This window comes from Novosphingobium sp. BF6 (assembly GCF_058273105.1).
Genome location: NZ_CM177775.1, coordinates 622,479 through 647,247, shown reverse-complemented (window position 1 = coordinate 647,247; position 24,769 = coordinate 622,479). Strand labels below are relative to the sequence as shown.

Here is a 24,769-nt window from a genome sequence, read left to right as displayed (position 1 = left end):
TTCTAGATCCTTCCCGCGCTCAGGCCGGAGTGCCAACGCCGCCCGAAAGGGTCGGCACGTCGAGGGCGGAGAAACCGTAGTGGGAGAGCCAGCGCACATCGCCGTCGAAGAAGGCGCGCAGGTCGTCCATGCCGTACTTCAGCATGGCCAGGCGATCGATGCCGATGCCGAACGCGAAGCCCTGCCATTCATCAGGATCGAGCCCGGCGAATTCGATGACGCGGCGGTTGACCATGCCCGAGCCGAGCACTTCCATCCAGCCGCCCTCACCCTTCGACGGGTCGCCGCCGATCACGCGCTTGCCGTCGATCAGGGTGAAGCCGATATCCGCTTCCACCGAAGGTTCGGTGAAGGGGAAGTAGCTGGGGCGCAGGCGCAGGACGATGTCCTCACGCTCGAAGAACGCCTTCAGGAACGTCTCCAGCGTCCACTTGAGGTGGCCGAGGTGGACGTCCTTGTCGATCACCAGACCTTCGACCTGGTGGAACATCGGCGTGTGGGTGGCGTCGCTGTCCGAACGATAGACGCGGCCCGGCGCGATGATGCGCAGCGGGGCGCCCTGCGCGAGCATCGTGCGCATCTGCACCGGCGAAGTGTGCGTGCGCAGCAGCATCTCGCGGTTCTGGGCGTCGCGGTCCGGGAAATAGAAGGTGTCGTGCATCGCACGCGCCGGGTGGCTTTCCGGCATGTTGAGCGCGGTGAAGTTGTGCCAATCGTCCTCGATCTCCGGCCCGGTGGCGACCGAGAAGCCGAGGTCGGCGAAGATTTCGGCAATCTCGTCCATCACTTGCGAGATCGGGTGGACGGTGCCGCGCGGCGCTTCGGGCGCGGGCAGCGAGAGGTCGATGGTCTCCGAGGCGAGGCGGGCGTTCAGCGCCGCCGTCTCCAGCACGTCCTTGCGGGCGGCGAGCGCGTCGCTCACGCTTTCACGCAAGGCATGGATCTTCGGGCCTTCGACCTTGCGTTCTTCGGGATCGAGCTTGCCCAGCGTCTTGAGCAGGCCGGAGATCGATCCCTGCTTGCCCAGAAACTCGACACGCAGGGCCTCCAGCGTTTCGAGATCGGATGCTTCCGCAATCCGCGAGAGCGCCTCCTGGCCGGTTGCTGCGTAGTCCACTGGTGTCTGCCTGACTGTTGCTGATATCTGGAAGCGCGGTCCTTAAGGGGACGGCGGCCAAATCGCAACGGTGACGAGCATCACCTCTTGAGCCGGGCGTGACGCGCCCGCTCGCGCAGGAGCGGGCCGGTCAGGGGCTTGTCGAGCTGGGCATACTGGCGCGGGGTCATGCCCATGAAGGCACGGAAATCGCGCACGAACTGGGCCTGGTCGTGATAGGCCGCGTCGATCGCGCCGATCCACTTGCGCGCCGGTTCCAGCGTGAACTGGTCGATGCTGCGCAGGAAGCGCTGGCGGCGCAGCAGCAGCTTCGGCGAAAATCCGAAGGCGGCGCGGCAGACCCGCTCGACCGTGCGCGAATGGGCCTTGGCATGGGTGGCCAGATCGGTGGCGGAGCGCACTTCGGGATCGGCAAGGGCATCGCAGATCGCCAGGATCAACGCTTCGTGCGCAACCGGGCGGCGCGGCATCGCTTCAAGGAAGGCGGTGAACAGATCGAGTTGCTCGCCGGGGGATTCTCCCTGCCCGATCACATCGTAGAGCGGCCGGAATGCGGCGAAAGCCTCGTCCTCGTCGCCGTCGGCCAGCACGTCGGCATAGCGATCCGCCGGAACGCCGACCAGCGCCGCCCAGCCGAGCGGGGTCAGGCGAAAGCCCCATTGGCGGGTCCCGCCAAGGGAAAAGCGGACTTCCTGCGAACGCGGACCGGCAACCGAGAACCGGCATCCGTTGATCGACGATCCGTTGCGCATCACGCCTTCGACGCCCGCGCCGTAATGAAACCGGAACGTCGCCCAATCGGGAGAGAGCACGTCGTGAAGACGCTCCCCCTCGCCCATATCGATTTCGCAGTAGAAAAGGACCGAAACGTACCGGTCGAGCCCCGCAGGTACGGGACAATATTGTATGACGACCCGCCTAGCTGTCATTCCCTGTCTGATCTTCGCACCGGGGCATCCCCCCGCGTCTTTGGTATACAGACTGGGTATGGAGCGCAATATTTCGGACGGTTCAAAAGAAAACGGGACGCGGGTGACTGGCACCCGCGTCCCGAATCTTCTCGCTTGATCCGCGAAGTCCGGCGCCTCGGCACCGGCACTTACGCAGTTCAGGCCGGGATGGCAGCCTTCGCCTGAGCGATCACGGCTGCGAACACCGCACCCTCGTTCATGGCGAGGTCGGCCATCGACTTGCGATCGAGCTCGATGCCGGCGAGCTTAACGCCGTGCATGAACTGCGAGTAGGTCAGGCCTTCGGCGCGGACGGCTGCGTTGATACGCTGGATCCAGAGCGCACGGAAGGTCCGCTTCTTGATCTTGCGGTCGCGATAGGCGTACTGGCCGGCCTTTTCGACGGCCTGACGGGCAACGCGGATCGTGTTCTTGCGACGGCCGCGGTAACCCTTGGCCTGGTCCAGAATACGCTTGTGCTTGGCGCGGGTGGTTACGCCCCTCTTGATACGGCTCATAGGTCAGTACTCCTCAGTTGAGCCCGTAGGGCGCCCACTTCTTGATCGTCTTGGCATCGGCGTCGGAAATGACTTCGGTGCCGCGATTCTGGCGGATGTACTTGCCGTTGTGGCTCATGAGGCGGTGACGCTTGCCGGCGACGCCGTGCTTCACCTTGCCGGTGGCGGTGAGCTTGAAGCGCTTCTTCACACCGCTCTTGGTCTTCAGCTTGGGCATTTCGTTTCCTTTCACAGGGACACGTCCGGTCAGCCATGGCAGCCCTTTTCGCCAGGCCGACCCGCGAATCTCCTGACGGAGACTCAACCGCGTCGATTGAAGGGCGCGCCTTTAGTGGGAGAACGACCGCAGCGCAAGGAGAGTCTGCGGCGATTGCCGCTTTCCTGCGCACAGCCCTCTCAAGCCTCCCATCCGCGCCCGATCAGTGGTGGCAGTCCAGCGCTTCCACCACGTCCTCCAGCCGCGCCGGATCGCCGAGCGCGAGGATATGGCCGTCCGACTGGGCGTGGAGCGGGTCGCCGTTCCAGTCGCACATCGTCCCGCCCGCGCCTTCGACGATGGGGACGAGCGCCGCCCAGTCGTACAGCTTGAGACCCGCCTCGCAGACCACGTCGAGGTGGCCGCTAGCGAGCAGCCCGTAGTTGTAGCAGTCGCCGCCCATGACCATGCGCTTGTGGTCGGTCTTGGCGGCCAGCGCCATGAAATGCTCGCCCTGGTGGTCGTCGAAGTAGTGGGGGCCGGTCGTCGCCAGCATGGCGTCCGACAGTTCGCGGCAAGCGCGCGTGCGCACTTCCTTGCCGTTGAAGGTCGTGGCGAAGCCGCTCGCGCCCACCCAGCGTTCGCCCAGGATCGGCTGGTCGATGATCCCTAGCACCGGCCAGCCGTCCACCAGCAGAGCGATCAGGGTGCCGAAGATCGGGCGACCGGCAATGAACGAGACGGTACCGTCGATCGGATCGAGCACCCAGGTGCGGTTCGAACTGCCTTCCTCGCTGCCGAATTCCTCGCCGATGATGCCGTCGCGCGGGACTTCGGCCTTGAGGATGCGGCGGATGGCTTCCTCGGCGGCACGGTCGGCCACCGTCACCGGCGAGGCATCGCCCTTGCGCTCCACGCCGACGCCGGAGCGGAAGTGCGGGCGGATCGCCTCTCCCGCGGCGTCGGCGAGGCGAAGGGCGAGGGCGATGTCTGTGTCCAGTCTCATGCACGCTGCTCTGCCCGGCGGGGCGCCGCGTGGTCAAGACCGATGCCGCCGAAATCGATCCGCGCAAACCACGGACGCAGCCCATATGGATTTTTCCCCTGTTGCAGCCGGAGGCGGCGAGACTTATCCCGATGGCGGGGCATCTTCAGGGGCAACGGGTCATGCACCACAGGATACGCCCGGCGATCGACAGGATGATCGCGCCGGCACAGGGAATCAGCAGGGACGGCCAACCCCTGAGCTACAACCGCGCGCCCGCCGCCGACTTGGCGCCGTGGATATCGCGGCTCTACGTCACCAAGGTCCTGGCCCCGGTGGACTATGCGCTGGAATGCGGCCTGTTCAACGACACGGCCTGCCTGCGGATCCAGCTTGCCGGACTGTGGAACGCCGAGACCGCAACCGGGCCGCAGGAGGCGGGCAATGCGGCGCTGTTCTTCGGCCCCCAGTCCCGCCACATGCCCGTGCGCGTGACCGGCAGCTTCATCAGCCTGGGCTTCGCGCTCCGGCCGGGCGCCTGCACCGCTCTGAAGGGACCGCGCGTGGGCGACTATCTCGATCGCATCGTCAGCACGGACGTCCTCGGCTTGCCTTCGCAGCGGATGCTGGCGCTCTTCGAGCCCGATGCCGCACCGGAAGACTGGCTTCTCACGCTGGAGGCTCTGCTCCGAAGCCGGGTGGCCGACCTCGACTGCGCCGCCCCCGATCCCGTGACCGCCCGGTTCGAGGATATCTGCTACCGCGCGCCCACCCTTTCGGTGGCGGAAGCGGCGGCGGAGTGCGGGGTGGAGCGGCGCAAGCTGGAGCGCGTCATCAGCCGCGATTTCGGCATGGCGCCCAAGCAGGTCCTGCGCCGCGCCCGCGCGCTCGACATGGCCAGCTACCTGCGCGGCGTCGCCGATGCCGAAGAGGCGGACGTGCTGGCGCTGCGCTACTACGACGAAAGCCATCTCATCCACGAATTCACCGAGCTGTTCGGCATGTCGCCGCGCCAGTTCGTGCTGCGGCCGCAGCCGCTGCTCACCCTGACGCTCGAATCGCGGCAGGCCCGCAGGCTGGAGGCGCTGCACCGGCTGGAGCCGGGTCAACCCCGCCCCTGGGAGTGAGGCCCAAAAAAAGTTCCACATGAAACAAAGGCGCGCCCTCCTGCGAGGACGCGCCTTTGTTTCATCGAATGACCCCGGACGCGAATCCGGGGCAACGGCATCAGTCGAACAGGCTCGAAACCGAGCTTTCGTCGGCAATGCGGCGGATCGCCTCGCCGATCAGCGGAGCGATCGTCAGGATGCGGATCTTGTCCGACTGCTGCGCCGCTTCGGTCGCCTGGATCGAGTCGGTGATGACCAGTTCCTTGAGCGCCGAATTGGTGACGCGCGAAACCGCCGCGCCGGAAAGCACGCCGTGGGTGATGTAGGCGGTGACGCTGATCGCGCCCTCGTCCATCAGCGCCTGCGCGGCGTTGCAGAGCGTGCCGCCCGAATCGATGATGTCGTCGATCAGGATGCAGGCGCGGCCCTTCACGTCGCCGATGATGTTCATGACTTCCGACTGGCCGGGCTTGTCGCGGCGCTTGTCGACGATCGCCAGCGGCGCGTTGTCGAGGCGCTTGGCCAGCGCGCGGGCGCGCACCACGCCGCCGACGTCGGGCGAGACCACCATCAGCGACTGGTCGCCGTAGCGGGCCTGGATGTCGGCCGCCATGACTGGCGCAGCGAAGAGGTTGTCGGTCGGAATGTCGAAGAAGCCCTGGATCTGCCCGGCGTGGAGATCGACCGAGAGAACGCGGTCGGCGCCGGCTTCGGTCAGCAGGTTGGCGACGAGCTTGGCCGAGATCGGCGTGCGCGGGCCGGGCTTGCGGTCCTGGCGGGCGTAGCCGAAGTAAGGGATGACGGCGGTGATGCGCTTGGCCGAGGCACGGCGCAGCGCGTCGATGCCGATCAGCAGTTCCATCAGGTTGTCGTTGACGGGGTAGCTGGTGGGCTGGACCACGAAGACGTCCTCGCCGCGCACGTTCTCGTGGATTTCGACGAAGATCTCCTCGTCGGCGAAACGGCGCACGGCCGCGTCGGTGAGCGGCAGCTCAAGATATCCCGCGATCGCGCGTGCGAGCGGAAGGTTGCTGTTGCCGGACATGATCTTCATTGCGAATCCCCGAGACGGCTTGTGATGATGGGTGGCTGGACGCGCACGCCTCTAGCCATGAGTCATCGGATTGCAACAGAAAGCGTCGCCGGTCACTTGACCGTCCTCGCGAAAAGGCCGGCCCCGGAAAGTCCGGAACCGGCCCTTCGATCCATCAAACATTTGAATGCAAAAGCGAGTCCCTGAGCGGGACACGCTCGAAAATCACCGATCCCGGTGCTCGCCCTTGATCCAGCGCACGGTGCCGGAACTGGCGCGCATGACGACGCTCTCGGTGGTCATCTTGCCGCCCTTGAGGCGCTTCACGCCCGAAAGCAGCGAACCGTCCGTCACCCCGGTGGCGGCAAAGATGCAGTCGCCCTTGGCGAGGTCCTTCAGGGTGTAGATCTTGTCGAGGTCCTTGATCCCCCACTTGCGGGCACGGCTGCGCTCGTCCTCGTTGCGGAACAGCAGGCGGCCCTGGATCTGCCCGCCGACGCAGCGCAGCGCCGCCGCCGCCAGCACGCCTTCCGGCGCTCCGCCCGAGCCCATGTAGATATCGATCGTGGTTTCCTCGTCGGTCACCGCGATCACCCCCGCCACGTCACCGTCGGGAATCAGGTGGATGCCGCAGCCGATCTCGCGCAGTTCCTCGATAAGGTCGGCATGGCGCGGACGGTCGAGCACACAGACGATGATCTCGTCCGGCTTCACGCCCTTGGCCGCCGCCACCGCCGCGACATTCTCGGTCGGGGTCTTGTTGAGATCGATCACGCCTTCGGGATAGCCCGGCCCCACGGCCAGCTTTTCCATGTAGACGTCGGGCGCGTGAAGCAGCCCCCCCTCCTCGGCGGCGGCGAGCACCGCCAGCGCATTGGGTCCGGCCTTGGCCGTGATCGTCGTGCCTTCCAGCGGATCGAGCGCGATATCGATCTTCGGGCCGGTGCCCTGTGCGCCGCCGACCTTCTCGCCGATGAACAGCATCGGCGCCTCGTCCCGCTCGCCTTCGCCGATCACGACGGTGCCGTCCATGTAAAGCGTATCAAAGGCCTTGCGCATTGCTTCGACTGCGGCATGGTCTGCCGCCTTCTCGTCGCCGCGCCCCACCAGGCGCGAGGCGGCGATGGCTGCCGCCTCGGTAACGCGGACCATTTCGAGGACGAGCACACGGTCGAGAACTTTACTTGCAGGCGTCTTGTTTTCAGGCATGTTCACTCCGGATTAATCCGAGGAGGAAAGGTTCTGGGAGCGGCTTAGACAGAGGATTTTCAATTGTCGAGAAGACGGCGCATACTGTTTGCAATCGCCTTATTTGCGCCCGCTCCGGCGATTGCTCAAGCCTCTGGAGAGGCTTCCAAATCCGCGACTGCCGCCGCAGCAGGCAGCTCGGTTTCCGAAGAGGACCGGGCCATGGCCCAGCGCATGATGGGAACCGGCCGGGTCACCGCCGAACCGGCGCGCCAGAAGTGCCTGCGCGAAACCCGCGAGGCGCGGCCGGGCGAGATCGTCGTCTGCGCGCCGGACCAGGACAAGTACCGCGTGCAGTCCACTTCGCAGGAAGACCCGCTGTCGGATCAGGCTCTGAACGACGGCAGGCTGACACCGCCCGACGTCGCCGGAAACGGCATCTTCAAGGGCAAGGCGACCGCCACTTTCGGCAAAGTGGAAAAGCCCTACCTGATCGATCTGAAATCCATTCCGGAAGCGCCCGCCGGTTCCGATGCCGACAAGATCGCCAAGGGCGAGATGCGCGCCCACTGAGGAGAAACGGGCGCGTCACCGCGCCCGTTCTTCCCTCACCCTTCGATGATCTGCATCACCAGCGGCTGGGCCGCGAGGCTGTCCGACCCGTCGAGGATCCGCAGCGCTTCGGTCACCGCCGACTCCGGCCCATCATGGGTGACGATGGCCAGGATCACTTCGCCGGTCTTCGCGTCCTCGCCCTTCTGGATCATGCTGGCGATCGACACGCCCGCATCGCGCATGGCGGCGGTGATGTCGGCCAGCACGCCCGGACGGTCCGGCACGGTGAAGCGGATATAGCTGCGACCGCGACGATGGCCGGAATCGGCCGGCTCCATCGCTTCCAGTTCCTGCTCCGGCATAGAGAAGGCGGCGCCCTTCTCTCCGCGCGCGATGTCGATGATGTCGGCCACGACCGCGCTGGCGGTCGGCCCGTCCCCCGCGCCCGCGCCCTGGAACAGCAGCCGGCCCATGAAATTGCCCTCGGCGACGACGGCATTGGTGGCGCCGTCGACATGGGCGAGCGGGTGGTCGAACGGCACGAGATGCGGATGGACGCGCTGGAACAGACGGGCCGTACCGTCGGCGCGGTCGATCTCGCTCATGCCCAGCAGGCGGATGACATAGCCGAGCGAGCGGGCCTGCTCGATGTCGGCGGCCTTGACCCGCGAGATGCCGGTGGTCTCCACCGCGTCGAAGCGCAGCCGCGAACCGAAGGCGATCGCCGCCAGGATCGAGAGCTTGTGCCCGGCGTCGATACCCTCGACGTCGAAGGTCGGGTCCGCCTCGGCATAGCCCAGGCGCTGCGCCTCGGCGAGCACGTCGCCGAAGTCCCGCCCGGTGTCTTCCATGGTCGAGAGGATGTAGTTGCAGGTGCCGTTGAGGATGCCGTAGACCCGCTCGATGGCATTGGCGGCGGCGCCTTCGCTCAGCCCCTTGATGACCGGGATGCCGCCGGCGACGGCGGCCTCGAACTTGAGCGCCACGCCCGCCTTCTCGGCGGCCGCAGCCAGTTCCAGACCATGATGCGCGATCATCGCCTTGTTAGCGGTAACCAGGCCCTTGCCCTGTCCGATCGCACCGCGTGCGAGCGCCAGCGCCGGGCCGTCCGATCCGCCGACCATCTCCACCACCACGTCCACGTCGCTGCGGGCGGCAAGCGCGGCGGGATCATCCTCCCATTCGTAGCGCGAGAGGTCGACACCGCGATCCTTGGTGCGGTCGCGCGCGCTGACCGCGGCAATGCGGATCGGCCGACGCGCGCGGCGGGCAATGAGTTCGGCATTGGTCTCGATGAGACGGACGACGCCCGTTCCGACGGTGCCGAGACCGGCCAGCGCAATATTCAGCGGTTCAACCATGGACTACCCTTTCGGGTTCGGGCCCTAGGGGAGCCCACGGTGAAATTCCAGTACCTTCGCGCCGCCCCTGCCCGAAACTTCAGCGAAGTCTCAACTGGCGGTCCTGCCGCCCTGCCCGAGCGTGCGGCGGCATTCGCCAAGCTCGCCCAGAACCATGCGGTAATCGGCGGCGGCCTGACGGCGTTCCTCGATCCCCTCGGCGACATTGGTGCCCTGCGGCGGCGTGTTGGGCAGGAAGCAGGCGAGGCGATACCACTCGACCGTCTCGGGCTGCGGCGGATTGCCGATATCCGCGACGAGTTCCGAGAACGAGACACCCCAGGCGGGGGCCGCACCCGGCTCGTGATGCACGGTAATCGAGGCGGCGGAACCGTCTCTGGTATTGAGGAATATCTGCGTCTCGCCCTGCCCGGCCAGATTCCCCGGCACGAACATGAGTTCGCGCACGCCGGTGATCTTGACCGGGGCATTGCCGGAAAGCAGCGACTTGAGGATGCCGCGCACCCGGCCCTCGGCCTGCTCGCTCCAGAGCTGCTGGGCGGTCGGCGTCACCAGTTGAAGCTCGCCCGGACGACCGGGAACGGCACGAGCGAACAGCAGAACATCCTGCTTCTTGAGCTTGGGCGCCTTGCCCTTGGCATCGAGCGGCAGGTCCACCAGGTAGACGAACGATTCGCCAATCGGCGCCTTCCCGGCGATCAGCGCCTGGGTCTGCGCGGTAATATAGAAACGGGCCATTCCCTGTCCGAGGCCCGGCGCACGCGCATCCTCCACCCGCACCATTTTGCGGATCTGAGCCTTGACCACGAGGCCGGCCGATTCGGAAAGATCGGCAATATCGGCAAAGGTCGGACCCGAATCGGTTCCGGAGCCGACTCCGATAGCGCTACCACCGCTTACGCCTTGAGCGAGCGCCGGAAATGCCTGCACGGCCAGCGCAACGCCCGCCAGATTCGCGACAAGTCGGTGCAGCTTGAATGACATGGGGGACAGTCTCCGTGGAAAAAGGCCAGCCTATAGCGGCTTTGGGGGCCGGCCACAAAATCCCCCTTTTGGGATTGGAACTTATCCGCGGTGAATTGACCGTTAACGGTTGACCTGCCGATAAGGCGTTGCACACATGCAACTGTCGGGTTAAGGAAACTCGCAAATTGGGGCCAAAAAACAAAAAAGCCCCACGGTTCGCCTCCCGTCGAAAATTTACGGATGGGCTGACTGTCAGCCGTCAGGGTGGGTAATTTGGAGTTTCGTCATGGCCCTCGCCTTTCCGGGGAGGACCATGGACGCCCTTGGACTTGTCCGGCTTCGGCCCTGTCCGGGGCTTGGTAATGGAGTGATGCGTTTGAATGGCTTACGCTGACCAGCAAATGAGCGGTAACAAGATTACCGCGCTTGTCATTGTTGCGCTGATCCACGTCTTTGTAGGCTATGCGCTCGTCACGGGCCTGGCCTACCAGGCTGCGCAACAGGTCATCAAGAAGGTGACCACAGTCGACATCAAGGAAGAGAAACCGAAGGAGGAAGAGCCGCCGCCGCCGCCGGAGCCGCAGGAAAACACCCCGCCGCCTCCGATCGTCGCGCCGCCGCCGCCGATCAACATCGCCCCGGCACCGCCGCCGGTGCAGACGGTTATCACGCCTCCGCCGGCCCCGCCGGTGGTGATAACGACCGCAGCCCCCCCGGCACCGCCGGCACCGCCGGCAGCGCCTCCCGGACCGTCCAAGGCTCGCGGCGTTTCGCCGAAGGGTCAGGCCGGTTGGGCCGCCCGCATTCAAAGCAACTACCCGACCAAGGCTGCTCGTGAAGAGCGTGAAGGCCGCGTCGGCGTACGCGTCGGAATCGGACCGGACGGCAAGGTGACCAGCTGCTCCGTCACGTCTTCGAGCGGTAGCCCCGATCTCGATGCGGCGGCTTGCGACGGCATGACCCGTTATGCGCGCTACAACCCCGCGCTTGACGATGCCGGCAATCCGATCGCGGGCAGCACGTCGACGGCGATCGTCTACAAGCTCAACTAACTTCAAGACTGCACGGACCGCACACACCCTGGTCCGACCCAGTCCCTGCATTCTTCTTGAGAGGTAAATCGCATGCTTATCGTTGATATCCTTGCCGCCGCAGGTGAAGCTGCGCCGCAGAACAAGTTCGGCTTCATGGAAGCGCTCGAAGCCGGTGGCTTCATCTCGTACGCGACCGTGATCATCATGGGCGTGATGTCGTTCGGTTCGTTCTACATCCTGTTCACCAAGTGGTTCGAACAGTCGAAGATCATGCGCCAGTACAACGTTGTCCGCACCACGTTCTGGAAGGCCCCGACCCTTCGTGAAGGCGCCGCCAAGCTCGAGAAGAACAGCGCATGGCGCCAGCTCGTCGACGACGGCATCGCCGCCGAAGACCAGCACGCCAAGATGACCGACTCGCTCGAAGCCCACGACTGGATGCACGCTTCGCTTGCCCGCTCGGAAGCCTCGATCAACGCCCGCCTCGCTTCGGGCCTGCCGTTCCTCGCCACCGTCGGCGCGACCGCACCGTTCATCGGTCTGTTCGGTACCGTGGTCGGCATCTACCGCGCCCTGATCGCCATCGGCATCGCCGGTTCGGCCTCGATCGACAAGGTTGCCGGTCCCGTCGGTGAATCGCTGATCATGACCGCACTCGGCCTGATCGTCGCCGTTCCCGCCGTTCTGGCCTACAACTACCTCCAGAGCCGCAACAAGCGCATCGCCGAAAACCTGACCGGCTTCTCGGCTGACGTTCTCGCGAACATCAACTCGAAGGGCGCCGTGAAGCCGATCGTCGCTGCTGCCCCCGCCAAGCCCGCTGCCGCTCCCGCCAAGCCGGCTGCTGCTCCGGCCAAGCCGTAAGCAGTTCGGACGCGCCGGTCGCTCTGCGGCCAAGGGCGCGTCCAGGGAACCAGGCGGCGGTGCGTAGCATGCGCGTCCGCCGCCTGCCCAGGGCAACGCAAGGATTAGGATAAGACTATGGCGATATCCTCGGGCGGAGGCGGTGCCGAGACACCGATGTCCGACATCAACACGACGCCGCTCGTCGACGTCATGCTGGTGCTTCTGATCATCTTCCTGATCGCGGTTCCGGTTGCGATCCAGACGATCGAAAAGCTGAAGATCCCCGTCATCGAAGCCGTCGAATCGAAGGACAAGGTGGAAAACCTTCTCCTCACCGTCTCGACCACCGACGATGCAGGAAAATCAGCGGGTGAACCCGGTTACGCTGGCGCTTCGCGCAACGGCGAATGCCGCGTCTACTTCAACAACATCACGCCGGTGACCTCGCAGGAACTGCGCGACCAGGCCTTCAAGCGTCTCGACAACATCGTGAAGCGCGAAGGCGGTCCGGAAGCCCTTCAGGCCAACCCCGATCTCGTGCCGCAGGTCCACATCCGCGGTGACGTCAACGCCCCGTGGCGCTGCGTTGCCGGTGCGATCTACAACGTCCAGATCTCGGGTTACCCGACGGTTGGTTTCATCACCAACCCGGTCGACCCGACCTGACGTCGGCAGGAACAGGAGTAACTTTCCATGGCAATGTCAGGCGGCAAGGAAAATGGCGAGCCGATGATGGAAATGAACACGACGCCGTTGATCGACGTCATGCTCGTTCTCCTCATCATGTTCATCATTACCATCCCGGTTGCGACCCACTCGATCGATATCGATCTTCCGGTTGCAACCCCTCCGACGGACACTCCCCCGCCGGTTGACCCGATCCGTAACAAGGTCGTGCTCACCGCGGACGACAAGATCCTCTGGAACGGCACGCAAGTGGACGGTCCGGGTCTGGCGAACCTGCTCAAGCAGTCGCTCACCTACCCGACCGAACCCGAGCTGCAGTACCAGCCGGAAGCGCAGGCCAGCTATGAACTGTCGGCCGGCGTGCTGCAGATCATCAAGGCTGCGGACGTCACGAAGTTCGGCTTCGTCGGCAACGAACAGTTCCGCGACTTCGGCAAGTAAGCCGGAAGCGGAACCGGTCTCTCAAGGACCAACGAAGGGGCGGAGCGATCCGCCCCTTTTTTGTTGCGCGCTTTCAGCTGTCAGTCGCCTTCGGTTTCCACCGGATCGACCCGCATCGCCATGGATGCCAGGCTCTCCGCCTCGACCAGCAGGTCCTCGTCCGCCGAACCCGAAGGCAGCGATTCCCGGCCGATCATCGAGATCGCCGGAACCGAGAGCGGACTGATCCGCTCGAGCCGGATGTGATCCACTTCCTTCGCCGCCCGGTCGAGCACATCGGCCACGCGCGCCACGTCGGTCATCCGCGCGCGGGCATCGGCCCAGGCGGCCTCGATCAGCAGGTGATCGGGCTCGTATTTGCGCAGCACATCGTAGATGAGGTCGGTGGAGAACGTGACCTGCCGTCCGGACTTGCGTTTTCCCGGTTGCTGCCGCTCGACGAGACCGGAAATCACTGCCACCTCGCGGAACGCGCGGCGCAGCAGGTAAGACTGCTGGACCCAGTCGACGAACTCATGGGTCAGGATATCGGGCGAGAGCAGCGCGGCGGGGTCTTCCACCGGCTTCAGACCCCAGACCACCAGAGCATAGTCGGTCGCCACGAAACCGAGCGGTCCCAGCCCCCGATCCTCCATCCGCCGCGTGACCAGCATCCCCAGCGACTGGTTCGCGGGCCACCCTTCGAAGGTGTAATAGGTCGTATAGGCCCGACCGTGATGCGGGAAGCTCTCCACCAGCAGCCGCCCCGGCGCGGGCAGGTGCGAGCGCCAGTCCTGCACTTCCAGCCATTCGCGCACGTCATCGGGGAAGCGCGCCCATCCCGCGCGGTCGAACAGCATCGCCCGCACCCGGTCGGCCAGATGGGTCGAGATCGGCATGCGCTGGCCCGAGTAGCTGGGGATCGTCGCCGAGCGCCGGGCCGCCCGCACCACCAGTTCCAGTTCGCGCAGCGCCTCGACTTCGAGGTCCAGGCCCGCAAAGCGGAAGGTATCGCCCGGCTTCAGGCTGGCGCCGAAGCCCTCCTCCACCTTGCCCAGCGAGCGCCCGTTGCGAAAGCGCACGTCGAGCATTTCGGCATCGACGATGATCCCGGCATTGAGCCGATGCCGCGCCGCATGTTCGGGATGGGTGAGCCGCCAGGTTCCGTCCTTCTCGCGGACGATGCGGCGGAAACGGTCGTAGGAGCGCAGCGCGTAACCGCCGGTCGCAACGAAATCGAGGACGCGGGCGAAAATCCCCTCGTCCACCCAGGCATAGGCGAGCGAGGACCGCGCTTCGGACAGCAGCGCCTCCTCGCGGAAGGGACCGGCGCAGGCCACGGCCATGACATGCTGGGCGAGGACATCCAGCCCACCGGGACGGAACGGCTCGCCATCGCGCTGGCCGTCATGGACTGCCTGCTGGGCAGCGAAGGCCTCGAGGAATTCGAAGCGGTTGCCGGGCACCAGCAGGGCCTTGCTCGGTTGGTCGAGCCGGTGATTGGCGCGGCCGATCCGCTGGAGCAGGCGCGAGGATCCCTTCGGCGCCCCCATCTGCACAACCAGATCGATATCGCCCCAGTCCACCCCGAGGTCGAGGCTGGCGGTGCAGACCAGCGCCCGCAGGCGCCCTTCCGCCATGGCCCCTTCCACCTTGCGCCGCGCCTCTTTCGAGAGCGAGCCGTGGTGGATGCCGATCGGCAGGTTGTCCTCGTTGGCGTTCCAGAGTTCCTGGAAAATATATTCCGCCAGAAAGCGTGTGTTGGTAAAGATCAGCGTGGTGCGGTGGGCCTTGATCTGCTCAACCAGCTGCGGGATCGCCCAGGTCGCGGCGTGACCGCTCCAGGGAATGCGCTCTTCCTGCGGGAGGAGGATCGAGACTTCCGGCTCGGCGCCTGCCTCCCCTTCCACCAGTTCCACCCTGTCAATCTCGCCCCAGGGCGCCAGCCATCCGCGAAAGGCATCGGGGTCCGCCAGCGTCGCCGAAAGCCCTGCGCGCTGGAGATCGGGCGACAGGGCCTGCAACCGCGACAGCGCCAGCGCCAGCAGATCGCCGCGTTTACCGGTAGCGAAGGCATGGATCTCGTCGATGACCACGCGCTTCAGCCCGGCGAACAGCGTCGGTGCCTCGGGATAGCTCAGCAGCAGCGAGAGCGATTCCGGTGTCGTCAGCAGGACATGCGGCGGGCGGGCACGCTGGCGGGCCTTGCGGTCCGAGGGGGTATCGCCGCTGCGGGTCTCGATGCGGATCGGCAGGCCGATCTCCTCCACCGGGGTAAGGAGATTGCGCTGGACATCGTGCGCCAGCGCCTTGAGCGGCGAGACGTAGAGCGTGTGCAGCCCTTCCTGCACCGGCGCCTCCGCCAGCCGCGAGGGGCAGAAGGCGGCGAGCGTCGGCAGGAACCCCGCCAGCGTCTTGCCCGCCCCGGTATCGGCCACCAGCAAGGCATGGTTCCCCCGGTCGGAAGCGGCCAACATGGCGCTCTGGTGCTGCCGCACGCGCCAGCCCCGCCCTGAGAACCAGGCGTCCAGTTCGGGCGGAACCACGGCCCCGGCTGTCATGATCTCGATCTCGGCACGGTCATCCCGTTTGCTTGAAGCATCTTGGCGCAGATCAGGAAAGCCCGAACGGGCCGGGAGGTTGCGGCATTTCCCTTGCCTCGCTTCACGGCTTCGCGGATGCTCGCCCCGGTGCTTTTTGGGGACGAAAGCGACGATGCCGAGCGATCTCGACCTGAAGCATCTCATCGCCCTCGCGGTCAGCCTCACGCTGGGCCTGCTTGTCGGTCTCCAGCGCGGCTGGGCGGCGCGCGAGAAGGCGGACGGTTCGCGCTTCGCCGGTATCCGCACTTTCGCTCTTCTGGGCCTGAGCGGCGGCCTTGCGGGCATTCTCTACGGTTTGGCCCCCGGCCCCGCGACCGTGCTGCTCGCGGCTTCCGGGGTGCTGGTGATCGCCGGCTACTGGCGCGATGCCCGGCTGCCCGAGACCGTCAGCGGCACTTCCGGCGTGGTGGCCCTGCTCACGCTGGCCAGCGGCTTGCTGGTAGGCCTCGGCGAGCGGCTGATCGGCACGGCGGTCGCGGTGGTCATGGTCCTGCTGCTGGCCATGCGCGAGCAGCTTCACGGCTGGATCGACCGCCTCAGCCAGCGCGAAGTGCTCTCCATCGCCCGCTTCGCGCTGATCGCGCTGGTGATCCTGCCGCTGCTGCCGAACCGGGACTTCGGCCCCTACGATGCCTGGAACCCGCGCAAGCTCTGGCTGATCGTGGTGCTGGTCTCGGGCTTTTCCTTCGCCGGTTACTTCGCCACGCGAATCGTCGGGGCGGCGCGCGGAATCATCGCCACGGCGGCGGCGGGGGCGCTGGTGTCCTCCACCGCCGTCACCGCCTCGATCGCCAACCGCATGAAGGAGGCCGCGATCCCGGTGCCGGTGCTGGCCTCGGCGGTTTCGGTGTCCTCGGTGGTCATGTTCTTGCGCGTGATGGTGCTGGCGGGCCTGCTCGCCCCCGCCGCCCTGCCGACGCTGGCGATGCTGGTCGCGCCGGGGCTGACCGTCAGCCTCGTCTTCGCCGCCTGGTATCTGCACCGCACCCGCTTTGCCGAAGGGAGCGACACCAGCCACGAGATGACCATCCGCAACCCCTTCGACATAGCCCCCGCGCTGATGCTGGCGGGTCTCGTCATGGTGCTGACGGTGGCCTCGCTCTGGGTGCTGCAAAATTTCGGGGATCGCGGGCTGGCGCTGGTTCTGGCGATCTCCGGCACGGTGGATGTCGATTCCGCCATCATCACCATGGGCGGACTGACCGGACAGACGCTCGATCCGCGCACCGCCGGATTGGTGCTGGCGGTGCCGGTGGCGCTCAACACGCTGTTCAAGGCGGGCGTGGTGGTGAGTGTCGCGGGGTGGGCAAAGGGTCGGGCGGCGGCGGTTCCGCTGGTCGCCAGCGCGCTCGCGGTAGGCCTCGCCTGGCTGGCGCTGCGCTAGTGCCCTGCCTGCGGGCCGCGTCGCAGGCCTGATGCCGCCAGTTGCGCATCGATATCGGCGATCAGGCGCTCCAGCCCTTCCGCCGTATCGCTTTCCGCCCGCGCGACCAGCACGTCCTGCGTGTTGGAAGCCCGCAGCAGCCACCAGCCGTCGGGCGTGGTGACGCGAACCCCGTCGATATCGAAGAAATCCGCCCCGGTTTCCGCCAGCCGCCCGCGCACTTCGTCGATCGCGGCGAACTTGCGGCTCTCCGCCACCTGAAAGCGCAGTTCCGGGGTGTTGAGCATGTCCGGCATCGCCCCGCGCAGCTCCGTAACCGAACGCCCGAGCCGCACCGTCGCCGCCATCAGCCGTATCGCCGCGTAGAGCCCGTCGTCGAAGCCGTAGAAATCGTCCGCGAAGAAGAGATGCGCGCTCGTCTCGCCCGCGAGCGGCGCGCCGGTCTCCCGCATCTTCGCCTTCATGTGCGAATGGCCGCTCTTCCACATGAGCGGCCGGCCGCCGTGCCGCAGGATGGTATCGAACAGCGCCCCGGAGGCTTTGACGTCCGCGATCACCGTGGCCCCCGGCATGCGGGCCAGCAGGTCCTCCGCGAAGATGCCGAGCAATTGGTCCCCCCAGATCACCCGCCCAAGACCATCGACGACGCCGATGCGGTCGGCGTCGCCGTCGAAGGCCACCCCGAAATCGAGCCCTTCCGCCGCGATCAGCGCCTTCAGGTCCGTGAGGTTCTTCTCCTCGGTCGGGTCCGGGTGATGGTTGGGGAACGTCCCGTCGACTTCGGTGAACAGCAGATGGTGCTCGCCCGGCAGCCGCGCCGTCAGCCGCTCCAGCGCCGGGCCGGAGGCGCCGTTTCCGGCATCCCAAGCGATGCGCAAGCTGGACAGCGCCTCGGGCGCGATTCCGGCGATGCCCTCGGCGATCCGCGCGACATAAGCATCCAGCACGTCGCGGATCTCGACCCGACCGGCACCCTCGTCCCAGTCCCCCGCCGCCGCCATCTGGCCAAGCCGCACGATATCCTCGCCGAAGAACGGACGCCCGCCCAGTACCAGCTTGAAGCCGTTGTGATCGGCGGGATTGTGGCTGCCGGTAATCTGGATGGCGCCGTCCACGTCCACGTCCTCGCCCGAGGCCTCGGCATAGTAGAGCATCGGCGTCGGCCCCAGCCCGATCCGCACGACATCCGCACCGCTGGCGGTCAGTCCCTCGACAAGCGCCGCTTCCAGCGCGGGCGAACTGAGCCGCCCGTCATAACCGACCGCGATCCTGCCGCCGCCCGCCCGGCGCACCACGGTCGCAAAGCAGCGGCCCAGCGCATGGGCGTCCTCCGGCCCGAGATCCCGGCCGACCACGCCGCGAATGTCGTATTCACGCAGGATCGTGGGATCGAACCTATGGCTCATCTGCGAAGCTTACCGGCCGTCGAGCTTGCCGAGCAGAAGGTCGCGCGCGGCATTGGCCTCGTGGACTTTCTCGTTGGTGCCGCCGCGGTCGGGATGGACCTCGGCGATGACGCGGCGATGGGCGTCGAGAATCTCGCGGCGATCCGCGCCCTCGCCCACGCCCAGCAGCGCCCGCGCCTGCGCGCTGGCATGGACATCGGCGAAAGACGGCCCCGGCAGCGACTTGCCCTGCCACGGCCAGCGTCCTTTTATCAGTCGCCAGGCGATGCAGCCGAGCGCGATGAGCCAGAGCAGCTTCATTCGTCTGCGGCGAGCTGCATGTCTGCCACGCGGCCCGTCGGCACCGGCAGGTTGAGACCGGCCACCAGCTGGCGCAGTTCCTGCCGCGCGACGAGATGGCTGGTGCCGAGTTCGCCGAGGTGCCCCTTGTCGAGCAGGGTCAGGCCCGAGGGGAACAGCTCGCGGAAGATGACGCGTTCCGACAGGCCGTTGGAAATACGGAAGCCCACGCGCTTGGAGAGTTCGAGCAGCGCCCCTTCAAGGCGGCGCATGTTCTTCGCCTCGACGTGCTGGACGCGGTTGCGCACCACCACCCAGTCGAGTTCGCGGCGGCCCTCGTTGATGGTCTTGAGGCCCCGCTTCTTGCGGGTTTCCCACATGAGTTCGGCGTAGAACGACAGCTTCTTCACCTTGAACGTCTCGCTTTCCACCTGACCGATCAGGTCGAAGTCGATGAAGCTGTCGTTCAGCGGGGTGACGAGCGTGTCGGCGGTCGCCGCGACGTGGCGGGCGAAGGCATCGTCACGGCCCGGCGTATCGAAGATCAGGAAGTCGTAGCCCTCGGCAATCGCCTCGGCCAGTTCGTCCAGTTCGTCGATATCCTCGCCGTCGTAGACCGCGAAGCGGGCGCCGGGCAGCGCGATCTCGCGGCGGCGCTCGGTCTCCACGCGGTTTTCCAAATAGCGGTACAAAGTGCGCTGGCGCGGATCGAGATCGATCGCGGCGACCTTTGCGCCCTGGTAGGCGAGTGCGATGGCGACGTGGACGGCCGTCGTGGACTTGCCGGTGCCGCCCTTTTCGTTGGCGAAGACGATGCGATGCGCTGTCACGGACCTGTTCGCTTTCCCTGTTGCCCCCGGACGAAGCCCGGATACTTGCCCCCCGGCTTTTAGACCGGGAAGCGAAATCAAACCGTTAACCGACGAAGCGGGTCAAACCCATGCTCGCCCCATTGCTCACCCCCCATTGCTCACTGGGGCGTGGTGCGGCTAAGGGCAGCCGCGACCACCGGTCAAGTGCATCCTATCGGAGCAGGGACACCCAATGCAAACCCTCCACAGCCTTGATCCACTGCGCCGTGCCGTTGCCGGGCTGCGGGTATCGGGAAAGATCGCCCTCGTGCCCACGATGGGCGCGCTCCATGAAGGCCATCTGACACTCGTGCGCGAAGCCAGGAAGCGCGCCGATCACGTCGTCGTCTCGATCTTCGTGAACCCGCTCCAGTTCGGCGCGAACGAGGATCTCGACAAGTATCCGCGCCAGCTCGAACGCGACAGTGCGCTGCTGGAGGCGGAAGGCGTGGCGCTGCTCTGGGCGCCCACGGTCGAGGCGATGTATCCGCAGGGCTTCGCCAGCAATATTTCGGTCTCGGGCGTCAGCGACGGCCTCTGCGGCGCCTCGCGCCCCGGCCATTTCGACGGCGTCGCCACCGTGGTCTGCAAGCTGTTCCATCAGGTCCTGCCGGACGTGGCGCTGTTCGGCGAGAAGGACTGGCAGCAACTCGCCGTCATCCGCCGCATGACCCGCGATCTCGACCTGACCCGCCCCCATGTCGATGCCGTGCTCGGCGTGACGACCGTGCGCGAGGAAGACGGCCTCGCCAAGTCCTCGCGCAATGCCTACCTCACGCAGGAGCAACGCGTTCAGGCCGTGACCCTGCCCACGGCGATGAAAGCGGCCATCGCTGCGATCGAAAACGGCGAGCCGGTCGCAACCGCGCTTGCTGGCCTCGACTCTGCTCTGCTGGACGGCGGCTTCACCTCGGTGGACTATGCCGAACTGCGCGATGCCGATGCCTTGACCCTGCTGGACGAGCGCGGCGAAGCGCCGATGCGCCTGCTGGTCGCCGCGCGGATCGGGACCACACGCCTGATCGACAATATGCCGGTCGCGCCAAAGTAGAGGCCAGCTTCCGGTAGTGAATTTACCGGGGTGAAATCTCACAGCAATAGTCATTTGCCCGAAGCGATTTCGGGCCTAAAGTCGCCGGGGGTTGGGAAGGCCGGGACACCTCATGCTTGTTGCAACAGAGCCCCGGTTCAACAGAGGGAAGTCATCATGAAGAAGATCGCCTGCGCGCTGACCGCGCTTGCCGTCATGGCCACGGCGCCTTCGGCATTCGCCGAAGACAAGTCGTCCGCCCGCAAGATCCAGGACAAGGGCACCCAGCAGATTCCGGTGTGCCGCAAGAACCTTGGTACCGTGTCCATCGTCGAGCCGGACACCCAGTGGTGGCGCGAACTCAGCCTGGGCAGCCCCGAGGCGATCCTGCGCGTCTTCGTGCAGAAGTCCGGCTGCTTCACGCTGGTGAACCGTGGCCGCTCGCTCCAGAACAGCGCCATGGAACGCGCGCTGGCCGAACAGGGTGAGCTTCAGAAGGGCTCGAACATCGGCAAGGGCCAGATCAAGGCAGCGGACTACTTCCTCCAGCCCGACATCGTTTCCACCAACAACAATTCCGGCGGCGGCGGCCTCGGCGCCGTGCTCGGCGGCGTCGGCGGCCTGTTCGGCCGGGGTGTCGGCGCGATCGCCGGCGGCCTCAACGTCAAGAAGGGCGAGGCCAACGTCACGCTCTCCGTCGTCAACGCCCGCACCACGGTCGAGGAAGCGCTGACCGAGGGCTATGCCCGCAAGTCGGACGTCAGCTTCGGCGGCGGCGGCGGCGGCTTCTTCGGCGGCACCTTCGGCGGTGCCGCGGGCGGGGGCTACCAGAACACCCAGATCGGCCAGATCATCGTGCTGGCCTATCTCGATGCCTATACCAAGCTGATCACACAGCTCGGCGGCCTGCCCGAGGATGCCTCGGCCGCCGCGCCGCAGGCCACCAACGCCTCGGCCCGCTGATCGAACGGCAAGACTGCGCGCGATCGCCGTCCGGACAAGGTTCCGGCGGCGATCCCGCACCAGCGAACCGAGCCATGAGCGGCCCCAAAACCCTCTACATCGAAGACGACTCCCGCGCCGCCTCCCAGGTACAGGAACTGGCGCAGCAGTCGGACATTCCGCTCGTCTGGGCGGGCAGCGGCCAGGAAGGCCTGCGACTGGCGGGGGTCGAGAACTTTGACGTCATCATCCTCGACCGCATGCTGCCCGATCTCGACGGGCTGACAATTCTTTCGCGCCTGCGCGAAAGCGGGATCGGCACGCCGGTGCTGATGCTCTCCGCGCTCGGCCGCACCAGCGACCGCGCCGAGGGCCTCGACGCCGGGGCCGACGACTATCTCGCCAAGCCCTTCGAGGCACCCGAACTGCTGGCCCGGCTACGCGCCCTGCACCGCCGTGCCTCCGGCCGCGAGCACAGCGCGGTGATCCTCTACGGCGCCTTCGAGTGCCACGTGAAGGCGCGCACGGCCTTCCGCAACAACCGCCACCTCGCGCTGAGCCCCAAGGAATTCGAGCTTTTCCGCTACTTCATGGAAAATGCCGGAGAAATCCTCACCCGCGAGATGCTGCTGCGCGACGTCTGGAAGATGAACTTCGATCCCCAGACCAACGTGGTCGACGTAAATATCGGTCGCCTGCGCCGCAAGCTGGAAGACGGTTTCGATTCCCCCGCGCTGGAAACGATCTGGGGGTCGGGCTACCGCCTGCTCGACGGGCGCTAGGACCATGACGCGCCGCATCGAGATTCACAGGTCGATCTTCGCGCAGATCGTGGTCTCGGCGATCCTGATCGCGGCGCTCATCACCTTCGGCCTCTGGCTGCTGACCGACGCGACGATCCAGCGCACCAACCGCCTTGCGCTGGAACGCGCAGTGGACGTCGACCTCGCGGGCATGGTCGACATCTTTGCCAGCGGCGGCGCGGTGGAACTGTCCAACCGCATCAACGACCGCCTGGCGCTCCAGCCGCGCGACGCCAATCCGGCGCATTACCTGCTGGCCGATGCCAAGGGGGCACCGCTGGCCGGGGACCTGCGGACCTGGCCCGGCCTCCATGCGGGCGTTTCCGAGGCCGGCGAGGTCCTGCTTCCCGACGGGCACCGCGCGCTGGCGCGATCCACCCAGCTCGGTCCCGATCTGCGCCTGCTGGTGGCCCACGAATATCGCGATCTCGGCCTGCTGCTGCGACAGGTGGCACTGACGTTCCTGGCGGGCGGCCTGCTCGCGGTGGGCGCGGTCGCGCTGGCGGGCCTGCTCGCCGCCCGCCGTCTTGCCGGACGCATCGGGCGCATCAACGCCGCCTTCCGCCATCCCGACGATGCCGCCCTCGCCCAACTCGCCCGCGATTCGAAGGACCGCGACGAGATCGACGAACTGACCCGCCATTCCGGCGAGGCCCTCTCGCGCCTGCGTCGCCTCGCCAGCGCCCAGCGCGAGACCACCGACCAGGTGGCGCACGAGATGCGCACCCCGCTCATGCATCTCGACAACCGGCTGATGAAGGCGCTGGCGGCGACGCCCGACGGCGAGACCGCCGCGCGCATCGTTGATGCCCGGCTGGAGATTCGCGGGATCATCCGCATGCTCGAATCGCTGCTCGACATTGCCGCCAGCCAGGCCCGGCGCGGTGACCGTCACGGCCTCGTCCCGGTGAACCTCAGCCTGCTGGCCGAGCGGCTGGGCGAACTCTATGCCGACAGCGCCGAGGAATCGGGCCATACGTTCGAACTCGCGATCACCCCCGGCGTCATCATCGAGGGCGAGGAAATGCAGCTGACCCGGCTCGTCACCAATTTGCTCGACAATGCCTTCAAGTTCGTCCAGCCCGGCGGCACCGTCCGGCTGGAACTGGAAAAAGGGCCGCGCCTGACCGTCTGCGACGATGGCCCGGGCGTGCCCGAGGAAGACCGCGAGACGATCTTCGACAAGTTCAGCCGCGGCGGCAATCAGGACAGTCGGAACGGCCAGAGCGGTGCAGGGCAACAAGGGGCAGGACTGGGCCTTGCCCTCTGCCGCGCCATCGCCGAACGGCATCACCTTGAAATTGCGCTCGTACCCTCCGAAAAGGGCGCCTGTTTCACGATCGTTCCGGAGTCGAAACCATGATCGCGGCCAAGACCGTTCTTTCTGCCCTGAGCGGCGCGGCTCTTCTCGCGGCGGGTCCTGCCCTTTCGGCGGTGGATCAGGAAAGCAGCCGTGATGCAACCCGTGATGAGCGCGTGGCCATGGCCCTCACCACTGCCGAAAAGGCGGAACGAACTTCCGACAGCACTGCGCTGGCCGATGCCCTGCGCGTGATCGAGCGCTCCGGCGCGCGGCCGATGGCAGGCTGGACCGGCACCGACCCGGTTCCCGGCTGGCGCGCCCTGATTCCCGGCGCCACCGGCGCGGTCCTGCGCGGCAGCCCGCTTGGCCCCGGCTACCGTTCGGGCCAAATCCGCGCGGGCCAGAGCGACACGTTCCAGCAGGTCTTCCTTTCCGGTCGCAAGGCCAGCATCGCCCTCTCCACGGTCGGCGGCGAGCCGCTCAGCCTGCGGGTGATCGATGCCGCGCACAAGCCGGTCTGCGTGGCCGACGCCCAGCGCCGCGCCTGCCGCTGGGTACCGATCTTCACCCAGCGCTACCTGATCGAAGTGCGCAACGGCGGGCAGAGCCAGGCCAACTACTTCCTCGTGGTGGACTGATCGCCGCCCCGGAATGTGGATCCAGCGGGGCTGGGACAATTTCTCCCGATGACGGCCGCACGCTTTCCGGTTAGACCGCAAGGCGTGGGCACTCTCAGGCACTTCTTCCGGGCGCATCCCGGCCTTGCGGCATGGCTGCTGGCCGCCGCCCTGTGCCTGAAAGCCTTCGTGCCCACCGGCTACATGCCTTCCGCCCACGGCGGCACACTGACGGTGGAACTCTGCTCCGGCTCCGCGCCCGCAGGGTCCAAGGTGCTGATCCATATCGAGCGCAAGGGCGGCCATCCGGACGCCTCGGCCACCGCCGACCACCCTTGCGCCTTCTCCTCGCATTCCGCCGCCGCGCTCGATGCCGAGTTGCCGGTGCTGCTGGCGGCTGCGCTGCTCTTCGTCTTCGTCGCCGCGATCCGCTATCGCCCGCTGGCGCTCCGCCCGCTTCGCGCGCAAGTCCGACCGCCGCTGAGAGGGCCGCCCCTCCCCGCCTGATCCCCACGCCAAGCCGCCGGTTCCCAAACCTGCGGCACTTCGTGATTCCAGCACGCAGGCCGCCCGTCGGCGCCGCGTG

The 24,769-nt window shown here is 66.6% G+C and carries 26 protein-coding genes; 13 read left to right on the top strand and 13 right to left on the bottom strand.

Translation table 11 applies throughout. The features are described from left to right. Positions 1 to 19: 19 nt before the first annotated feature. The 5 genes from pheS to hisN all read right to left on the bottom strand — a co-directional run bounded on the left by pheS (position 20) and on the right by hisN (position 3,787). Positions 20 to 1,117: a phenylalanine--tRNA ligase subunit alpha gene (pheS, locus tag AC4D6D_RS03180; RefSeq protein ID WP_491326463.1), complete on the bottom strand. Its 1,098-nt coding sequence runs from the start codon at positions 1,115 to 1,117 to the stop codon at positions 20 to 22. A gap of 80 nt (positions 1,118 to 1,197) precedes the next feature. Next, the gene (locus AC4D6D_RS03175; protein ID WP_491326462.1) at positions 1,198 to 1,956 is read right to left on the bottom strand and encodes a helix-turn-helix domain-containing protein; all 759 of its coding nucleotides are present in this window, start codon (positions 1,954 to 1,956) and stop codon (positions 1,198 to 1,200) included. 269 nt (positions 1,957 to 2,225) lie between these two features. Further along, entirely contained in the window at positions 2,226 to 2,585 is a 360-nt protein-coding gene (gene rplT / locus AC4D6D_RS03170) for a 50S ribosomal protein L20 (RefSeq protein ID WP_147216491.1), read from the bottom strand. 13 nt (positions 2,586 to 2,598) lie between these two features. Further along, positions 2,599 to 2,802, bottom strand: coding sequence for a 50S ribosomal protein L35 (gene rpmI / locus AC4D6D_RS03165; RefSeq protein ID WP_021232722.1), 204 nt, complete (start codon positions 2,800 to 2,802; stop codon positions 2,599 to 2,601). A 202-nt stretch (positions 2,803 to 3,004) separates the two neighbouring features. Beyond that, a complete protein-coding gene (gene hisN / locus AC4D6D_RS03160; RefSeq protein ID WP_491326461.1) occupies positions 3,005 to 3,787 on the bottom strand; it encodes a histidinol-phosphatase in 783 nt (260 codons plus the stop codon). Between the two features lie 161 nt (positions 3,788 to 3,948). On the opposite strand from hisN, the gene AC4D6D_RS03155 reads away from it, so the two are divergent. Beyond that, positions 3,949 to 4,893, top strand: a complete 945-nt coding sequence (locus tag AC4D6D_RS03155) for a helix-turn-helix domain-containing protein (protein ID WP_491326460.1) — start codon at positions 3,949 to 3,951, stop codon at positions 4,891 to 4,893. A gap of 100 nt (positions 4,894 to 4,993) precedes the next feature. Here AC4D6D_RS03155 and AC4D6D_RS03150 read toward each other — a convergent pair whose 3' ends face one another. After that, positions 4,994 to 5,929 carry a ribose-phosphate pyrophosphokinase gene (locus AC4D6D_RS03150; RefSeq protein ID WP_147216484.1) on the bottom strand — a complete coding sequence of 312 codons (936 nt, stop codon included), beginning with the start codon at positions 5,927 to 5,929 and terminating at the stop codon, positions 4,994 to 4,996. A gap of 204 nt (positions 5,930 to 6,133) precedes the next feature. Further along, positions 6,134 to 7,117: a class II fructose-bisphosphatase gene (gene glpX / locus AC4D6D_RS03145; protein ID WP_491326459.1), complete on the bottom strand. Its 984-nt coding sequence runs from the start codon at positions 7,115 to 7,117 to the stop codon at positions 6,134 to 6,136. A gap of 201 nt (positions 7,118 to 7,318) precedes the next feature. Here glpX and AC4D6D_RS03140 point away from each other — a divergent pair, with 201 nt between their 5' ends. Continuing rightward, positions 7,319 to 7,669 carry a hypothetical protein gene (locus AC4D6D_RS03140; protein ID WP_491326458.1) on the top strand — a complete coding sequence of 117 codons (351 nt, stop codon included), beginning with the start codon at positions 7,319 to 7,321 and terminating at the stop codon, positions 7,667 to 7,669. 35 nt (positions 7,670 to 7,704) lie between these two features. On the opposite strand, the gene AC4D6D_RS03135 is transcribed toward AC4D6D_RS03140, so the two are convergent. Both AC4D6D_RS03135 and AC4D6D_RS03130 read right to left on the bottom strand, forming a co-directional pair. After that, the gene (locus AC4D6D_RS03135) at positions 7,705 to 9,012 is read right to left on the bottom strand and encodes a homoserine dehydrogenase (protein WP_491326457.1); all 1,308 of its coding nucleotides are present in this window, start codon (positions 9,010 to 9,012) and stop codon (positions 7,705 to 7,707) included. Between the two features lie 90 nt (positions 9,013 to 9,102). Beyond that, positions 9,103 to 9,996 (bottom strand): hypothetical protein, encoded by an 894-nt coding sequence (locus tag AC4D6D_RS03130; protein ID WP_491326456.1) that lies wholly within the window; start codon positions 9,994 to 9,996, stop codon positions 9,103 to 9,105. 362 nt (positions 9,997 to 10,358) lie between these two features. Between AC4D6D_RS03130 and AC4D6D_RS03125 the strand changes: the two genes are divergently transcribed. The 4 genes from AC4D6D_RS03125 (at position 10,359) to AC4D6D_RS03110 (ending at position 12,986) form a co-directional block, all read left to right on the top strand. After that, positions 10,359 to 11,030: a TonB family protein gene (locus tag AC4D6D_RS03125; protein ID WP_491326455.1), complete on the top strand. Its 672-nt coding sequence runs from the start codon at positions 10,359 to 10,361 to the stop codon at positions 11,028 to 11,030. Between the two features lie 72 nt (positions 11,031 to 11,102). Beyond that, complete coding sequence (locus AC4D6D_RS03120) at positions 11,103 to 11,876, top strand: MotA/TolQ/ExbB proton channel family protein (protein WP_334182975.1); 774 nt, start codon at positions 11,103 to 11,105, stop codon at positions 11,874 to 11,876. 117 nt (positions 11,877 to 11,993) lie between these two features. Further along, positions 11,994 to 12,524 carry an ExbD/TolR family protein gene (locus AC4D6D_RS03115; protein ID WP_186829899.1) on the top strand — a complete coding sequence of 177 codons (531 nt, stop codon included), beginning with the start codon at positions 11,994 to 11,996 and terminating at the stop codon, positions 12,522 to 12,524. 27 nt (positions 12,525 to 12,551) lie between these two features. After that, on the top strand, positions 12,552 to 12,986 hold the full coding sequence (locus tag AC4D6D_RS03110) for an ExbD/TolR family protein (protein ID WP_147216472.1): 435 nt from the start codon (positions 12,552 to 12,554) through the stop codon (positions 12,984 to 12,986). A gap of 80 nt (positions 12,987 to 13,066) precedes the next feature. Here the strand turns inward: AC4D6D_RS03110 and AC4D6D_RS03105 are convergent, their stop codons facing one another. Continuing rightward, positions 13,067 to 15,526 carry a ligase-associated DNA damage response DEXH box helicase gene (locus AC4D6D_RS03105; protein WP_491326454.1) on the bottom strand — a complete coding sequence of 820 codons (2,460 nt, stop codon included), beginning with the start codon at positions 15,524 to 15,526 and terminating at the stop codon, positions 13,067 to 13,069. Between the two features lie 154 nt (positions 15,527 to 15,680). Between AC4D6D_RS03105 and AC4D6D_RS03100 the strand changes: the two genes are divergently transcribed. Continuing rightward, the gene (locus AC4D6D_RS03100) at positions 15,681 to 16,952 is read left to right on the top strand and encodes an MgtC/SapB family protein (RefSeq protein WP_491326453.1); all 1,272 of its coding nucleotides are present in this window, start codon (positions 15,681 to 15,683) and stop codon (positions 16,950 to 16,952) included. Here AC4D6D_RS03100 and pgmG read toward each other — a convergent pair. Genes pgmG through AC4D6D_RS03085 form a run of 3 tightly spaced genes read right to left on the bottom strand, consistent with a single transcriptional unit; the run spans position 16,949 to position 19,467 of the window. Further along, a complete protein-coding gene (gene pgmG, locus AC4D6D_RS03095; RefSeq protein WP_491326452.1) occupies positions 16,949 to 18,358 on the bottom strand; it encodes a phosphoglucomutase/phosphomannomutase PgmG in 1,410 nt (469 codons plus the stop codon). The genes AC4D6D_RS03100 and pgmG overlap by 4 nt on opposite strands. A gap of 9 nt (positions 18,359 to 18,367) precedes the next feature. Next, entirely contained in the window at positions 18,368 to 18,658 is a 291-nt protein-coding gene (locus tag AC4D6D_RS03090; RefSeq protein ID WP_491326451.1) for a J domain-containing protein, read from the bottom strand. Beyond that, positions 18,655 to 19,467, bottom strand: a complete 813-nt coding sequence (locus AC4D6D_RS03085; RefSeq protein ID WP_147216462.1) for a division plane positioning ATPase MipZ — start codon at positions 19,465 to 19,467, stop codon at positions 18,655 to 18,657. The genes AC4D6D_RS03090 and AC4D6D_RS03085 overlap by 4 nt, the downstream gene beginning before the upstream one ends. A 214-nt stretch (positions 19,468 to 19,681) precedes the next feature. Here AC4D6D_RS03085 and panC point away from each other — a divergent pair, with 214 nt between their 5' ends. From panC to AC4D6D_RS03055, 6 genes are all read left to right on the top strand, one after another. Then, positions 19,682 to 20,539: a pantoate--beta-alanine ligase gene (gene panC, locus AC4D6D_RS03080; RefSeq protein ID WP_491326450.1), complete on the top strand. Its 858-nt coding sequence runs from the start codon at positions 19,682 to 19,684 to the stop codon at positions 20,537 to 20,539. 156 nt (positions 20,540 to 20,695) lie between these two features. Further along, positions 20,696 to 21,481 carry a CsgG/HfaB family protein gene (locus tag AC4D6D_RS03075; RefSeq protein WP_491326449.1) on the top strand — a complete coding sequence of 262 codons (786 nt, stop codon included), beginning with the start codon at positions 20,696 to 20,698 and terminating at the stop codon, positions 21,479 to 21,481. Between the two features lie 74 nt (positions 21,482 to 21,555). Next, positions 21,556 to 22,242, top strand: coding sequence for a response regulator transcription factor (locus AC4D6D_RS03070; RefSeq protein ID WP_491326448.1), 687 nt, complete (start codon positions 21,556 to 21,558; stop codon positions 22,240 to 22,242). A 4-nt stretch (positions 22,243 to 22,246) separates the two neighbouring features. Then, entirely contained in the window at positions 22,247 to 23,626 is a 1,380-nt protein-coding gene (locus AC4D6D_RS03065) for a sensor histidine kinase (protein WP_491326447.1), read from the top strand. Further along, positions 23,623 to 24,204, top strand: a complete 582-nt coding sequence (locus AC4D6D_RS03060; protein ID WP_491326446.1) for a hypothetical protein — start codon at positions 23,623 to 23,625, stop codon at positions 24,202 to 24,204. The genes AC4D6D_RS03065 and AC4D6D_RS03060 overlap by 4 nt, the downstream gene beginning before the upstream one ends. Positions 24,205 to 24,288: 84 nt before the next feature. Then, positions 24,289 to 24,690: a hypothetical protein gene (locus AC4D6D_RS03055; protein ID WP_491326445.1), complete on the top strand. Its 402-nt coding sequence runs from the start codon at positions 24,289 to 24,291 to the stop codon at positions 24,688 to 24,690. Positions 24,691 to 24,769: the final 79 nt, after the last annotated feature.